This is a genomic window from Halorussus sp. AFM4 (genome assembly GCF_051194995.1).
In the GTDB taxonomy this organism is placed as follows: Archaea; Halobacteriota; Halobacteria; order Halobacteriales; family Haladaptataceae; genus Halorussus.
Window position 1 is genome coordinate 567938 of sequence record NZ_JBNTJT010000002.1, and the last position, 14665, is coordinate 582602.

At 69.5% G+C, this 14665-nt stretch carries 10 protein-coding genes; 3 read left to right on the forward strand and 7 right to left on the reverse strand.

Annotated features, from left to right (window positions below):
• Nucleotides 1-25: 25 nt before the first annotated feature.
• From ACQUQF_RS11035 to ACQUQF_RS11045, 3 genes are all read left to right on the forward strand, one after another.
• Entirely contained in the window at nt 26-4327 is a 4302-nt protein-coding gene (locus tag ACQUQF_RS11035) for a PKD domain-containing protein (RefSeq protein ID WP_435178703.1), read from the forward strand.
• 346 nt (nt 4328-4673) lie between these two features.
• Nucleotides 4674-7961 carry a PKD domain-containing protein gene (locus tag ACQUQF_RS11040; RefSeq protein WP_435178705.1) on the forward strand — a complete coding sequence of 1096 codons (3288 nt, stop codon included), beginning with the start codon at nt 4674-4676 and terminating at the stop codon, nt 7959-7961.
• A gap of 192 nt (nt 7962-8153) precedes the next feature.
• Nucleotides 8154-8417, forward strand: coding sequence for a hypothetical protein (locus tag ACQUQF_RS11045; protein WP_435178708.1), 264 nt, complete (start codon nt 8154-8156; stop codon nt 8415-8417).
• Nucleotides 8418-8538: 121 nt separating this feature from the next.
• Here the strand turns inward: ACQUQF_RS11045 and queC are convergent, their stop codons facing one another.
• The 7 genes from queC to ACQUQF_RS11080 form a co-directional block, all read right to left on the reverse strand.
• Nucleotides 8539-9276: a 7-cyano-7-deazaguanine synthase QueC gene (gene queC, locus ACQUQF_RS11050; RefSeq protein ID WP_435178710.1), complete on the reverse strand. Its 738-nt coding sequence runs from the start codon at nt 9274-9276 to the stop codon at nt 8539-8541.
• 55 nt (nt 9277-9331) lie between these two features.
• Entirely contained in the window at nt 9332-10111 is a 780-nt protein-coding gene (locus ACQUQF_RS11055; protein WP_435178712.1) for a 7-carboxy-7-deazaguanine synthase QueE, read from the reverse strand.
• Nucleotides 10112-10113: 2 nt separating this feature from the next.
• The gene (locus ACQUQF_RS11060; RefSeq protein WP_435178714.1) at nt 10114-10566 is read right to left on the reverse strand and encodes a 6-pyruvoyl trahydropterin synthase family protein; all 453 of its coding nucleotides are present in this window, start codon (nt 10564-10566) and stop codon (nt 10114-10116) included.
• A 357-nt stretch (nt 10567-10923) separates the two neighbouring features.
• Nucleotides 10924-11340, reverse strand: a complete 417-nt coding sequence (locus tag ACQUQF_RS11065) for a DUF3006 domain-containing protein (protein WP_435178716.1) — start codon at nt 11338-11340, stop codon at nt 10924-10926.
• Nucleotides 11330-12772, reverse strand: a complete 1443-nt coding sequence (locus ACQUQF_RS11070) for a lamin tail domain-containing protein (protein WP_435178718.1) — start codon at nt 12770-12772, stop codon at nt 11330-11332. The genes ACQUQF_RS11065 and ACQUQF_RS11070 overlap by 11 nt, the downstream gene beginning before the upstream one ends.
• Before the next feature lie 685 nt (nt 12773-13457).
• Entirely contained in the window at nt 13458-13916 is a 459-nt protein-coding gene (gene lrp, locus ACQUQF_RS11075) for an HTH-type transcriptional regulator Lrp (protein ID WP_435178720.1), read from the reverse strand.
• Between the two features lie 193 nt (nt 13917-14109).
• On the reverse strand, nt 14110-14544 hold the full coding sequence (locus ACQUQF_RS11080) for an NUDIX hydrolase (protein ID WP_435178722.1): 435 nt from the start codon (nt 14542-14544) through the stop codon (nt 14110-14112).
• Between the last annotated feature and the right edge of the window lie 121 nt (nt 14545-14665).

Here is a 14665-nt window from a genome sequence, read left to right on the forward strand (position 1 = left end):
CGAGACGCCGCGGAGGTGAGGCCGCGTGACCGAACGCGCGCGCAGCGTACTGCTGACCCTCCTGCTGGTCGTGTCGACGCTCTCTACGGTCGGCGTCGGCGCGGCCACGGCCACGGCGGCTGCGGCCAACTCGTCGACGGGGACGTTCCACGTCTCCCAGGCCGGCAACTGCTACGAGGTCACCGCCTACGGTAGCGGCGATCAGACGGTCGAGGAGTTCTACGACTACCGGAAGCCGAACAACACGGACCCCGACGTCTACACGTACTCGTCGCACGGGACGAAGCACCTGCAGGAGAACCAGGTGAGTAACCTGTTCGTCTACAACGGCTCCGGCGGGTACAGCCTGGTCATGCTCCACGACAAGCTCGACGAGGCTGAGGAGGACGGTCCGAACGCGAGCACCATCACGTTCGAGTTCTCGAACATGAGCCACGTGGACTGGAAGGTCCGCGACGACAACTACACCGACAGCAACGGTGACCCCCAGGACGACAACTGGGACACCAAGGGCGACACCCACGTGATCGACTGGATGTGGGGTCCCCACCGGACCGACGGCGGCGCGTTCACCGGCATCGCCGACGGGTCGGTCACCATCAGTCCGCAGTTCAACGACGACGCAAAGTACTGGAACGATTGGGAGTACTCCGGCGACGACGCCAACAAGACCGAGCAGTGGCGCCTGCTCGACAACGGCGGCCAGAACGTCTCGCTCGACATGCAGAAGAGCGTGACCATCAAGCAGGGCGGCTGCCCCGACACCACCGACCCGAGCGCGGCGCTCTCCGCGTCGTCGAACACGGTCGCCAACAACGAGGCAGTCACCTTCGACGCGAGCAACTCCAGCGACAACGACGGCGGCTCCGGCATCGCCGAGTACCGGTGGGACTTCGACGGTAACGGCACCGTCGACCGCAACACCACCGACGCGACGGTCTCGCACACGTACGAGAGCACCGGGGAGTACACCGCCTCGGTGACGGTCGTCGACAACAACGGGAACACGGACACCGCGACGACGACGATCACGGTCGAATCGTCGGACACCAGCGACCCCACGGTCGACGTGTCCGCGCCCGAGACGGTCAACGTCAGCGAGACGTTCGAGGTCTCGGCCAGCGCGAGCGACGAGAGCAAGGTCGAGAGCTACGAGTGGGACTTCAACGGGACGACGAAGACTGGTAGCACGGTCTCGCACAACTACTCCCGGGTCGGCAACCACACCGTGACGCTCACGTGGACCGACTCCGACGGCGAGTCCCACACCGAGACGGTCGAGATCGAGGCGGTGAACCCCGACGACGGCGACACCTCGCCGACCGTCGAGAGCTTCCAGGTCAGCAACCCCGAGAACGAGACGCTCCGGGTCTCGTTCCTCGGGTCGGCCTCGATCACCGACATCACGGCGAACGTCACCGACGCGAACGGGACCGTCGTCGCGACCCTGAACGAGAGCGACTTCGACGCGTCCGACGCCGGTGACTACCAGAACTACGTGGCGACGACGACCGTCGAGTCGGCCGGCACCTACGCCGCCGAGCTGGTGACGGCCGCCGACGCCGACGGCGACGACGCCGCCGACGGTCAGACCGACAGCACCTACGTCGGCACCGTCGAGGGCGAGATCAACTACGTCAACGCCACCCACGTCTGGGTCAACGGCACCTTCGATCAGGTCTCCGCCTCGGTCGGGTTCTACGACGGATCTGGCTACGGCCAGTCGATGATCCGGAAGACCAACGTCTCCGGGTCGACGCTCATCTCCAGCGAGGGCATGGGCGGCGTCAACGGGTCGCTCATCAACCTCGTCGAGGCCGACGTCGACAACTCCACCGCCGGCGACAGCCTCCGGAAGGAGCACCCCCGGCTGGACTACTACGCCGAGCGCATCGAACCCCGGCCCGTGACCACCTCGGTCGAGAACGTCACCGCCGTCGGAAACGGCTCCTACGAGGTCACGTTCGGCTACGCGAACCCGAACAACGAGTCGCTGACGATGCCCAACAGCACGTTCTCGGGCGACGTCTCCGGTACCGCGCCCGAGACGTTCGAGTCGGGCGAGCACAACTTCACGGTGACGTGGACGCCCGTCAGCGACGACGAGCGTGCGGCCTGGACGCTCAACCGGAGCGCCTTCGGCCAGTCGGACGTCACCGCGCGGACGAAGACCGCCGCGCAGTACGGCGGAATCGTTCCCAAGATCGAGTTCGTCAACGAGTCGGCTGTCCGGGTGACCGGCGACTTCGCCGCGGTGAACCTGACGACGGTGTCGTTCACCGCCGACGGGAAGCAGACCGCGACCCGCACCTTCGGCAACGTCTCCGGGGAGACGCTGCTGACCCCCTCGGACGACGCCACATGGGGTCCGGTCACCGAGAAGGCGGCAGCCTTCCACAACGCCTCTGACAGCAACGCCACGATCAGCGTCCGGAACCCCAACTACTCGTCGCAGCTCGACGAGGTCCGTCCCGAGAAGGTCAGCACCTTCGTCGCCAGCGCGAACAAGACAGGCAACAACACCTACGAGGTCACGTTCGGCTACGTCAACCCGAACGACCACGCGATGAACGCCTCGGCGAGCGCGTTCGCCGCGGGTAACACCTCGGACCAGCCCCCGGCCACGTTCGCGCCAGGCCGCCACACGTTCACCGCGAACTGGACGCCCGAGTCCAACGAGTCGAACCTGGTCTGGAAGACCGACTTCTCGAACTTCGGGTACACCCCGTCGACCGCGACGAGTCCGACGCCCGACCAGATCGCGGCCGGCGAGATGCCGCCGACCGCCGAACTGAGCGTCGGGTCGAACACGGTGAACGTCAACGAGACCGTCACGTTCGACGCCTCGAACTCGTCCGACGACGCGAACGTGGCGAAGTACCTGTGGGACTTCGACAGCGACGACGAGATCGACCGCAACACCACCGACAGCGCGACCATCGGCCACGTGTACCGGTCGCCGGGCACGTACGAGGTCACCGTGACGGTGGTCGACGAGTCGGGCCAGACCGACACCGCGTCCGAGACCGTGGTCGTCGTCAAGCCCGTCGTCGACGACGCGCCGACGGCCCACCTCGACGCCGTCTCGGAAGTCCACCTGGGCGAGACGCTCGTCCTCGACGCCCGCGAGTCGATCGACGACCGCGGCATCGTGTGGGTCAAGTACTACGTGGACGGCGAACTGCTCTGGGCGGGCAACCCGAACGCGACGCCCGAGCGGACGTCGCTCGACACGCAGAAGCACCTCGACGGTACCGGCACCTACGAGTTCACGGTGAAGGTCTGGGACAACAAGCACCAGTCCGACACGTCGTCCGAGACCGTCGAGGTCCTGCCCGCTGACAACGACGACGAGGAGAAGGACTCCGGCGACAACGGCGACTCCGACGGCGATCACCACGACGACGACGACAACGAACACGGCTACAACGACGACGACGGTGACAACACCGGAAGTCGGAGCGGCAGTATCGGCGGCGCCAGTCCCGATAACAACAACGACGGCGGCGACTCGTCCGACGACACCCAGACCGTCTCCGCGCCGATGCGGGACGCCGACAGCCGCGTCGGCAAGGTCGTCGTCACCGCGAGCGGGTCGAACGCCGACCCCGCGGTCGACGTGACCGCCTCGGCGCCCGCCGGCGTCACCGCGCCGACGGTCGCCGAGGACGGCTTCGCGGCGCTCTCGTACCTGAACGTCAGCGGTGCGAATCAGGCGACGTTCACCGTCGCGAAGTCCCGGCTCCAGGCGAGCGACGCCTCGGCCGACGCGGTGAGCCTGTTCCGGTACGACGGCGGCGCGTGGTCCGTCGTCGAGACCGCGCAGGTCAACCAGACCGCTGACGCGTACGAGTTCCGCGCGAACGTCTCCGACGGCGTCTACGCGGTCGGCGTCGGGAAGGCCGTCACGTCCGTCGCGGACGTGTCGGTCGACAGCCAGCGCGTCGAACCCGGCCAGCAGGTCACCGTGACCGCGACCATCGAGAACACCGGCCACGCCGACGGTACCCGCGAGGTCGAGCTGACCGTCGGCGGCGAGGTCGTCGCCACCAAGACGGTCTCGGTCGCGGCCGACGGCACGACCGAGGTCACCTTCACGCGCACGTTCGACGAGAGCGGCGTCTACTCGGTCGGCGTCGGCGACGCGAGCGCAGAGGTCGTCGTGAAGGGCATCCAGACCCAGACGACGACCGAGGCCGGCTCGGACAGTCAGACCACCACCGAGACGACGACGTCCGACAGCTCGTCGGGCGTCCCCGGCTTCGGCGTGGGCGTCTCGCTGGTCGCGCTCCTCGCGGCCGCGCTCCTCGCCCGCCGCCGGCAGTAAACCGCGCACCCCCTCGATTCGTCCTTCTTTCGCGCTCCCGGCCGATCACGTCTTGTCGCGTAGTCGCCGGTACTGGCGGTCACCGGTCGCCGCACAGCTACTTTTCACCGCGTAGTCGCAGCTCCCCGGAACGCCGAAATCGCCAGCCGGCGGCGCCGAGCCAGGCGCCGGCTGCGGCGGGTTAGGCACCGACGACCGCCCGCGTCCGGCCCGGGTTATCCCCGCTCAGCCGACGTATAACAAAGGCCGTTTCCGGGTAACGTCGGGCCAGGCCGCCCGTCAACGGGCGGTAGAACGACTCGCTGACAGCGACTGCGGTGACGGCCCGTCACCACCCCCGCTTCACATGACTCGGACACTATCGCGGCTCGCAATCGTCGGTATCGCCCTGCTGGTCGTCGCGTCCGCGGTGCCCCTCCCGCCTCCCGTGAGTACCGCCGCGGCCGCCGAACACAGCTTCGTCGTCGAACATGGAGACGACTGCTACGAGGTGTCGCCCCTCCGAGGGGACGAGGACGCGGTCTCGTTCTACGACTACCGGACCACCTCCGGCTCCCCCGCGTGGTACAGTTCGCACATGCCCGGCCACCTCACGCGCGACGACGCCAGCCGGCTGTTCCTCTACGAGGGTCCGGACGGCGTGAGCCTGGTGATCGTCCACAACGAGAACGGCGGCGACGGCAACGGCAGCGCCGCCACGTTCCGGTTCGAGGGCCTGCCGAGCGGCGGCGAGTGGGTCGTCGAGGACGACAGCTACCCGGGCCAGGACGACCGGTTCGCCCGCGACCGCATCGACTGGTCGTGGGCCGGTCGCCGGACCGACGGCGCGGTGTTCCGCGGGCTCGACCGCGACGGCACCGAGATCACCATCGAGGCGGCGTTCGACGAGGACGCCGCGCTCTACGAGCAACCGGTCGACCGGTCGGGGAACGTCGACGCGTGGCAGTTCCTCACCGGCGGCCTCGACGACCCGAGCGCGGTCGCCCTCGACGCCGGCGCGCCGGTCACCGTTCGCACCGGTCACTGCGACCCCGACGACACCGCGCCGAGCGCGGCCCTCTCCGCCGAGGACGGCGTCGTCGGGTCGCCCGTGACCTTCGACGCCGGCGACTCGTCGGACGACCGCACCGTCGCGGAGTACCGGTGGGACTTCGATGGCGACGGCACTGTCGACCGCAACACCACCGACCCGACGATTCAGCACACGTACGACGCGGCCGGCACCTACGAGGCCACCGTGACCGTCGTCGACGAGGCCGGCAACGAAGACAGCGCGACGGCCAGCGTCACCGTCGACGCCGACGACCCGCCGGAGGCGGCGTTCCGGGCCGACGGCAGCGCGGTCCAGGGGGTCCCGGTCAGCTTCAACGCGACCGGCTCCGCGGACGACCGCGGCGTCGCGGAGTACCGGTGGGACTTCGACGGCGACGGCGAAGTCGACGAGACGACCGGCGACGCGACGATCAGCCACACGTACGAGGAGACAGGCGACCGCGAGGTCGGCCTGACTGTCGTCGACACCGCGGGGCAGAACGCCTCGACGACCCGGACCGTCTCGGTCGGCGCGGACGAGCCGCCGGAGCCGGCGTTCCGCGTCGAGTCGCCCGCGACCCCGGTCGAGGGCGAGGAGGTCGTCTTCAACGCGAGCGCCTCCTCGGACGACACCGGCATCGCGGAGTACCGCTGGACGTTCGCGGGCGAGGAGACCAAGACCGGCGAGCGCGTCGCCCACACCTTCGACGGGAACGGGACGTTCACGGTCGCGCTGGAGGTCGTCGACGAGGGCGGCAACAACGCCACCCGGACGACGAACGTGACCGTCCGCGGGCCCGACGAGACGCCCCCGAACGCGGCGCTCGGTGCGAACACGACGAGCGTCGCGGCGAACGACCCGGTCCGGTTCGACGCGAGCGACTCGGACGACGAGCGGAGCCGGATCGAGGAGTACCGGTGGGACTTCGACGGCGACGGCGAACCCGAACGGACGACCGACGACGCGACGGTAACCTACGCGTACGACGCGGCCGGCACCTACGACGCCACCGTGACCGTCGTCGACGCCGGCGGGAACGAGGACAGCGCGAACGTGACCGTCGAGGTCCGCGAGCGCGACGCGACCGACCCGACCGCCCGGCTCTCCGTCGACCCCAACGAGACCAAGACGGGCGACGAGGTCCAGTTCGACGCGAGCGGGTCGTCCGACGACGAGAACGGCACCGGCATCGAGGAGTACCGGTGGGACTTCGACGGCGACGACGCGGTCGACGAGACGACCGGGGGCCCGACGGTCACCCACTCCTACGATTCGCCGGCCACCTACGAGGCCAGCGTCACGGTCGCGGACGCGGACGGGAACACCGACTCCGCGACCGTCTCGGTCCGCGTCGAGCAGAACGAACAGCCCAAGAGAGACAGGGGCGACGGCGGCAGCAGCGGGGGTAGCATCGGCGGCGCCGGAGGCGGCGGTGGCGGCGGAGGCGGTAGCTCCGGCCCGCCGCCGGTCGTCACCCGGACCGAGAAGGCCGGGCCGAACGCCGGCCTCGTCGACGTGCGCAACGCCCGGAGCGGCAAGGCGGTCGAGGCCGACCTGCCCGAGAGCGAGGCCGCGGCTCGAACCGGCGTCCGGTTCCGGCAGGTCCGGGTCGACCTCGGCAGCGACGACCCCCACTTCGCGGTCGAGACGTCGCGGCCCGCCGACGGCGCGACCGCGGCCGCGCTCCCGGCCGAGGTGAGCCTCGGGTCGCTGTCGGTCGGCGCGAAGTACCTCCGCGCCGGCCAGGTCGCCGGGGTCACCTACGAGGTGGCGGTCGAGCGCTCCCGGCTCGCCGACGCCGGGCTCGCGCCGGCGGACCTGACCGCGTACCGGCGGGCCGGCGGCGAGTGGACGGCGGTCAACACCACGGTCGCCTCGCGCGGGCGGACCGTCGTCCTCCGGGTCCGGACCGACGGGTTCGGCCCCGTCGCGCTCGGCGGCGACCGGTCGGTGACGGTCGCCGACGCGCGGCTCGACGCGACGCGGGTCGCCGCCGACGAACCCGTCTCGGTGACCGCGACGCTCCGGAACGAGGGCGAGTCGCCCGTCACGTACCGGGCGAACCTCACGGCCGACGGCGAGGTGGTGGCGTCGAAGACGGTCGAGGTGCCCGCGGGCGCGACGGCGAACGTCACCGTCGAGCGGAGGCTGTCGCCCGGCGCCCACCGGATCGCGCTCGACGCGACCCCGGTCGGCAACGTGACGGTGGCCGAGCCCGGCCCCGACATCGGCGTGGCCGAGGTGTCGCTCAACGACTCGTCCATCCGGGCCGGCGGTCAGGTCGAGATCACCGCGACGGTCCGCAACGACGGCAGCGAACCGGGCGAGCGCGAGGTCGCGCTGACGCTGTTCGGCGAGCAGATCGCGACGAAGACGGTCCGCGTGCCGGCCCACGAGGCGAAGCGGGTCACCTTCGTCCGGTCGGTGAACGCCGCGGGCAACTACACCGCGACGGTGGGCAACGCCTCGGCGTCGCTGGCGGTCGAACCGACTGAGTCCCGGGACGGCGACTCGCCCGCGCCGGGGGTGCCCGGATTCGGCGTCGGGGCGACGGTGGCGGCGCTGGTCGCGGGGCTGTTGCTGGTCCGGACGCGGGAGTAGTTGACTCCCGTCGTTTGGCCCGTAAACCTGTGAACTCCGGGGTGTAATCAGAACCTCCGGTTCCGTGGGTGAAGCGATGGAACACCCAGAGCGTCTTCTGCCGGTTTTCCCGAATGGAAGCGTTGCTCGGGGCACGTCGGTCGACCGCCGGAACCGGAACTGTAATGTCGGCGTTGCGAGAAACCCCGGAAGATGTCGCCCTCCAGACTGTTCATCGAGCAGGGAACCGGTGAACTCGACGCGACGCGGGTGCTCGCCGAGGCCATCCCGATCGCGAAGTTAGTCGGACTGTTCGTCGCGGTCGCGTTCGTCCCGTTCGCCTTCAGTATCGTGTTCGCGGGGAACTCGGCGATGCGACTGCTGTTCACGGTGCTGGCCCAATTCGTCCTCGCGGTCGGAGCGGGGACCGTTCTCCTCTACGTCATCACCCGCGCGGTCAGACTCGCCGACGAGTGATCGGTCTCCGTCGCGGTGACCGGATGGCGGAGTAGACTTCGGTCAGTTCGGAGAGTGAACCGAGCTCCCTGTTCTCTTCCGTGGCGCCGAGCGTCGATTCTGCGGGACTTCTCCCGGCCGCTCACTCCGCGTACTCCGGCCGCTCCTCGTACTCGATGGGGTCGCGCACGCCGACGTTCTGGAACGCCTGGAGCCGGAACGCGCAGGCGTCGCAGGTCCCGCAGGCCGGCGACTCCTCGCGGTAGCAGCTCCAGGTGTGCTCGTAGGGCACGCCGAGTTCCGTCCCGCGCTCGGCGATGTCGGTCTTGGACCACTCCACGAACGGCGCCCGGAGCTCGATGTCGGTCTCGTCCTTCGTCCCGGTGTCGACGACCCGCTGGAAGGCGTCGAAGAACGCCGGCCGGCAGTCGGGGTACCCCGAGAAGTCCTCGCTGTGGGCGCCGATGAACACCGCCCCGCAGTCGTTGGCCTCGGCGTAGGAGGTCGCCATCGCGAGCAGGTTGGCGTTCCGGAACGGGACGTACGACGTGGGCACCTCCTCGGAGTCGAGGTCGGCGTCCGCCACTTCCATCTCGTCGTCGGTGAGGCTGGAGCTCCCGATGGCGGCGAGGTGGCCGGTCTCGACCCGGAGGAAGTCGGCGGCGCCGACCTCGTCGGCGAGGCGGCGGGCGCACTCGTACTCCTTGCCCTCGGTGTTCTGGCCGTAGGAGGTGTGGAGCAGGTAGAGGTCGTACCCCTCCTCGGCCGCGAGGTAGGCCGTGGTGGCGCTGTCCATCCCGCCGGAGGCGAGCACCACGGCGCGCTCGTCGGTCGATGCGTCGGTCGGGGTGTTGTCGATGTGGGTCTCGTTCTGGGTCATGGTATTCGTCCAAATTCTCGGTCGGCAGTAGTACCGCGAGCGCAGCGGAAGGTGGTCACGTCTCGGGGGCGTCGTTCCAGAGGGTGACGTGCAGGCGGGGCGTGTACCGGAAGCCGTACTCTTGGGCGAGTTCGGCCGCGACCGGCCGGGTCTCGGCGATGCGCTCGCGGGTCGCGCCTTCGGGCATCAGCAGGACGTCGGTGTCGCGGATCTCGACCGCGGCGGCGTCCCGGAGGCGGTCGAGCAGGTCCCGTATCTCCGCGACGTCGTCGCGCTCGCTGACGACGAACTTGAGCTGGAAGTCGTACGACTCGACCAGCGCCGCCAGCGCGTCGAGGTCGACGCGGCGCTGTTCGTGGCGCTCGGCCCACTCGCCGTCGCCCTTCGGGTCCCGCTCCGGGGTGGGCGTGCTCGACGCCAGCTTCGGGCTGACGCTCGCGAGGTCGATCGGGACGTCCCGGTGGATGGTCCCGTTGGTCTCGACCGTGGTGTGGTAGCCCCGGTCGTCGAGCTCGCGCAGCAGCGGGACCACCGCGTCGTGGAGCATGGGTTCCCCGCCCGTGAGGACCACGTGGTCGGCGCCGTAGGACTCGACCTCGCTCAGGACCTCGTCGACGCTCATCGTCGCGTGGGTCGGCTCCCACGAGGTGTGATAGGAGTCGCAGAACCAGCACCGGAGGTTGCAGCCGGAGGTCCGGACGAAGACGCTCGGGACGCCCGCGAGCCGGCCCTCGCCCTGGAGCGACTCGAACAGCTCGTTTATCGGGAGCGCGTCGCCGTCCGGAGCGTCCGCGGCCGCCTCGGCCCCGGCGTCCGCGTCGCTGGACACCGGCATTGTCAGAACGTCGCCCCGCCGCAGAGCTCGGCCGTCTCGCTGACCTGGACCGCGATCTCCGAGACGGTGTCGGGCAGCTCGGCGGCGAGCCGGCGCTCCAGCACCGCGCTCATCACCTCGGCGGTCGGCGGGTCCTCCAGCACGACCGCGGCGTCGCCGTCGCCCGACGCCTCGAACGCCTCGACCAGCGGGTCGCCGGCCTCCAGCAGGAACCTGTGGTCCCACTCGGAGATGACCGAGGTAATATCTCCTTTGTCGACGACCCAGCCCTCCTCGCGCAGCTCGCCGACGACCTTCACCGTGATCTCGTAGTTGTGGCCGTGGGGCCGGCTGCACTTGCCGTCGTGGTGCTGGATGCGGTGGCCCGCGCTGATGCGGATCGGCCGGTCGCGACCGACGTACAGCGTGCGCCGGTCGGTCTCGTCGATAGGGGACTGAGATACTCGTCGGGACATACCCGGAGATTATTCGGCGAGCACTTAAGTTCACCCAACTCCCGCGACCGAGAGCGGACGGGACCGCCGCCCGGTCGGACCGGGTCGTCGCGCCGGCGAACCGGCGTCCGGCGGGACCCCGAGGCGGTCTCTCGGTGATTCGCGGCGGTCGTATCGGTCGGCTCCGGCTCATCGCCTGCGGTCGTGTCGGGGGCGGAAGTCCGTCCGCACCGCCGCCCATACACCCGGTCAAGCCGACTGCGGCGAGGCTGCAGCGCTCGCACGGAGGACTCGCCGTCGATTCGGGAGGGCACGCCCGGGAGTACTCGAATCACCGACAGGTACTTTCTGTCGAAGGAGGTTCCTACCGTCCGTCGCTTACTCTTCGCCGCTCTCGTCCGCCGACGAGCCCGAGTCCGGCCGCTCCGCCAGCCTGTCGAACCGCGACTGGGCCGCGTCGACCCGGCGTTCGGTGGTCTCTGCGTCGGAGGACAGCGAGACCACGTGGCCGTTGTTCACTGCCACTTCCAGCACGGCGTCCTGCCGCCGGGCGTCTTCGGGGAGCCGCCACGCCGGGACCGCGCGCTCGGCCACCACCCACTCGTCTGATTCCACCAGCAGGACCGCCAGGTCCTCGCCGTCGTCGGCCGGGTCGGTCGCCTCGAACCGGTCGAGGACCGCGACGTACCGGCCGTCCGGCACGGTTTCGCGGCGGTTGGACTCGCCGCCGTCCGCGACGGCGCCTCGGGCGTCGGTCTCGCCGTCCTCGGCCGTGTCGCGCCGATCACCCGTCATACTCGGCCTCCAGCACGAGTCGGCCTTCGTCGGTCCGGACGAAAACCGTGTCGCCCGCGTTGTTCCAGACCGGCGCGCCGGCGCCCCAGTAGTACTCCCCGCCGCCGTCCCGGCCGCTCCCGGTCCGCAGCGTCAGGGTCTCGCCCGGACCGAGGGTCGCCCCCGCCGGGAATCGGTACTCGTGGCCCGCCTCGTCGGTAACGGTCCACCCAGAGAGGTCGAGCGGTCGGTCGCCCGCGTTCCGGAGGACGACGTACTCGTCGTTCAGGTTCTCGGTCTCGTCGCCGGCCGCGTCGGCGTGGACCGCGGCGAGGTCGAGCGGGGCGGTCGGGCCACCGGTCCCGGCCTGCGTTCCCCCGTCCGCGACCGCGGTCGGCCGGGGCGCCCCGCCGACCGGGAACACCGCGCGGCGTCGAAGCGGTCCGTCCGCACTCGGGGCCACGGGGTCCGCGCGCCGGAGTTCGAGCGGGTCGGTCGGCGCGTCGGCCTGGGTCCGGACCGCGACGCGCTCGCCGTCGGTCTCGAACACCACGGTCCCGTGGACCGCGGTCCAGTAGGTCCGGACGCCCCGGCCGGCGAGGCGCGCGAGCACCTCCCGGTGGGGGTGGCCGTACGGCGAGTCGTAGGCGCTCTGGATCGCGGCCGCGCGTGGTGTGACTTCGGCGAGGAGTGCGGGCCCGGTGCTGGTGTTCGAGCCGTGGTGACCCGCAGCCAGGATGGTTGCATTCAGCAGCGAGTCGTAGCGCTCTGTGAGGTACGCCTCGGCCTCGCGCTCGGCGTCGCCGGTCAGGAGCACGCTGGCGTTCCCGCGGGCGACCCGGAGGACGAGGCTGTTCTCGTTGCGGTCCCGGTCCGCGAGGTACCCCTCGGGCGGCGCGAGCACCCGGACCGACGCGCCCGCCAGCGGGATCTCGTCGCCGGCCTGCGCCCGGTAGAGGGTGACGTCGTGCTCCTCGACCGCGTCGAGGTACGATTCGTAGGTCCGGGAGGCCGCGGCGATCCCCGGGTCGTATACGGCGCCGACGCCGTCCGCCTCGGTCTCGAAGTAGTCGATGACGGCGGCGTGGCCGCCGACGTGGTCGGCGTCGGCGTGGGAGGTCACGAGGTAGTCGATCCGGGTGACGTTCTGCCGCCGGAGGTAGTTCAGGACGTGCTCGCCGTCGTCGTTCCAGTTGCCGGTGTCGTAGAGCAGCGTCTCGCCGGTGGGACCGACCACGAGCACGCTGCCGCCCTGGCCGACGTGGATGAAGTGGACCGTGAGGTTGCCGGCGTCGGCGGTGTCGCCGTCCGCCGGCGTCTCGGCGGTCGCCGGTCGCGCGGTCGCGTCGGCGTCCGGCGCGGCGCCGCCGAGACACCCGGCGAGCGACGCGACTGCGACGAGTGCGAGGAGCGCCGCGGCGACCCGGCGCGACGCTCCGGGGTGAAGTCGCATCGACTACCCGAACGCCGCGCCGGGAGAACAGTTCTTCCCATGCGAACGCGGCGTCGCGGGCTGAAAGAATCCCGGCGTCGGGTTCGACCGCGGGCGTGGCGACGCCGGCCGGTCCGACTCGCTGCCCCACGAACGGTCTGCTCCGAATCGGGCGTTTACACCCGTGACTCGTGAGCCCACACAAATCGAACAACAATAGTGGGAAGATTCTGGATTTTCGACGACGATTGGCCCGTTTGAACCTAATATAGACAATATACCGCTAGGAAAATGCGGATGTTATACCTTCTTCTAAGAAAACGTTTTACGGGTCTGGGTCGACGAACGGGTATGCAGGGAGGTGACCCGCCCCACTGTCCGACGTGTAGCGAGCAACCGTTCGGTGACCGTTGATCTCGCGGCTCCGTACCGGCCCGTCCGCCGCTACTGTCACCATGGATTCGAGATCAGCGACGCTCCCCGTGGTTCGAATTACCATCGGTAATTCACCTCGGAGATTCTCGGCCAGGGCGCAGACGCACGTCGCTCACTCCCGGGACGGACCCCGGTCGAACTGCCACGCGCCCGCCCTTTCGTAGCAGTCCGGCCGTCCGTCCCACCCCGTAGCTCTCGCCCTCGTAGCTCCCGGTTCTCGAGAGGACGAAAACCGCATCCGAACAACCGACATCTTTCGCGTACTACGGTCTCAGTCCTCGACGTCGAGCGCGAACTGGTCGTGCTCGCTCGCGGTGGCGAGCACGACGCTGGTGTTGCTCTCGTTGACGTCCTGGTCGTTGAGCAGCACCTTTATCTGCTCGTTCATCCCGTCGGTGTCGGCGAACTTCCCGACCGCGATGATGTCGTAGTCGCCGGTGACCTCGTAGACGCTGATCATCCGGTCGTGGTCCCGCAGCCGGTCGGTGACGTCCGGGAGCGCGTGACCTTCGACCTTGAGCTGGATGACGGCCGTCACGTCGTAGCCGAGCGCGTCGTAGTCCACCCGCGGGGTGTACCCCTGTACGACGCCGCCCTCCTCCAGGTCGGCGAGGTGGTTCGAGACGGTGGTCACCGAGACGTCGAGCTCCTCTGCGAGGCTCCGGAGGCTGGCCCGACCGTCGTTCAACAGGGCGTTCACGAGTTCCACGTCGAGGTTCTCGTACGTCATACTCCGTCACAGCACACCCTGCGCTTTATAAGCTACAGATTGTCCAATATTCGCCGGAAGCGGAGCTAGTACGTCAACCATCTCTAGCAATTGGAATGGTTTCCAAAAATTCTCTCCCGAGGAAATCGAACCGAACCGCTGTCCCGGAAGCGCTCGACCGAGGAACCTCAGGCCGCGTTCCTCGGGCCGAGAACTACGCGGTGACCTTCAGCAGGTGGACGTAGTCGTCGAGTTCCAGGGCGAACTCCTCCGAGGCTGGCAGGTCGACCCACGAGAACTCGAACTCCGCCCCCCGCTCCTCGCCCTCGCCCGTGACCGTGTGGGTCCAGCTATCCCGCGGTTCGTGGACGGTCGCGTGGAAGAAGTGCCGGACGTAGCGCTTCGGCGGGGACCGCCGGCGGGTCCAGACGTCGGTCGTCAGGTGGCGGGTCGGGCCGACGGCGCCCAGATCGCTCTCCTCGGCGACCTCCCGGAGCACCGCCGTCCGCGGGTCCTCCCCGGACTCGACGGTCCCCTTGGGTATCTGTAGCCCGTCGTGCTCGGGCCCCTCGAACACGAGCAGCTCCCCGTCCCCGCGCGTGATGTACGCGCAGGCCTTCTGGACGTACGTTACCGATTTCGCGGCCATTTTACCCGGTAATCGAGAACTTCCCGTAAATAGGTTGCGACGATAGGGTATTCAGGACCTATAACAATACAATCGACCGTCAGGGATTGCGCGTCCGGGAACGATGGCAGGCCCGAGCGGT

What these genes read in the sequence shown, in the direction of transcription:
- ACQUQF_RS11040 (WP_435178705.1), top strand. Translation starts at nt 4,674, where the DNA reads ATGACTCGGACACTATCGCGGCTCGCAATCGTCGGTATCGCCCTGCTG.
- ACQUQF_RS11045 (WP_435178708.1), top strand. Translation starts at nt 8,154, where the DNA reads ATGTCGCCCTCCAGACTGTTCATCGAGCAGGGAACCGGTGAACTCGAC.
- queC (WP_435178710.1), bottom strand. Translation starts at nt 9,276, where the DNA reads ATGACCCAGAACGAGACCCACATCGACAACACCCCGACCGACGCATCG.
- ACQUQF_RS11055 (WP_435178712.1), bottom strand. Translation starts at nt 10,111, where the DNA reads ATGCCGGTGTCCAGCGACGCGGACGCCGGGGCCGAGGCGGCCGCGGAC.
- ACQUQF_RS11060 (WP_435178714.1), bottom strand. Translation starts at nt 10,566, where the DNA reads ATGTCCCGACGAGTATCTCAGTCCCCTATCGACGAGACCGACCGGCGC.
- ACQUQF_RS11065 (WP_435178716.1), bottom strand. Translation starts at nt 11,340, where the DNA reads ATGACGGGTGATCGGCGCGACACGGCCGAGGACGGCGAGACCGACGCC.
- ACQUQF_RS11070 (WP_435178718.1), bottom strand. Translation starts at nt 12,772, where the DNA reads ATGCGACTTCACCCCGGAGCGTCGCGCCGGGTCGCCGCGGCGCTCCTC.
- lrp (WP_435178720.1), bottom strand. Translation starts at nt 13,916, where the DNA reads ATGACGTACGAGAACCTCGACGTGGAACTCGTGAACGCCCTGTTGAAC.
- ACQUQF_RS11080 (WP_435178722.1), bottom strand. Translation starts at nt 14,544, where the DNA reads ATGGCCGCGAAATCGGTAACGTACGTCCAGAAGGCCTGCGCGTACATC.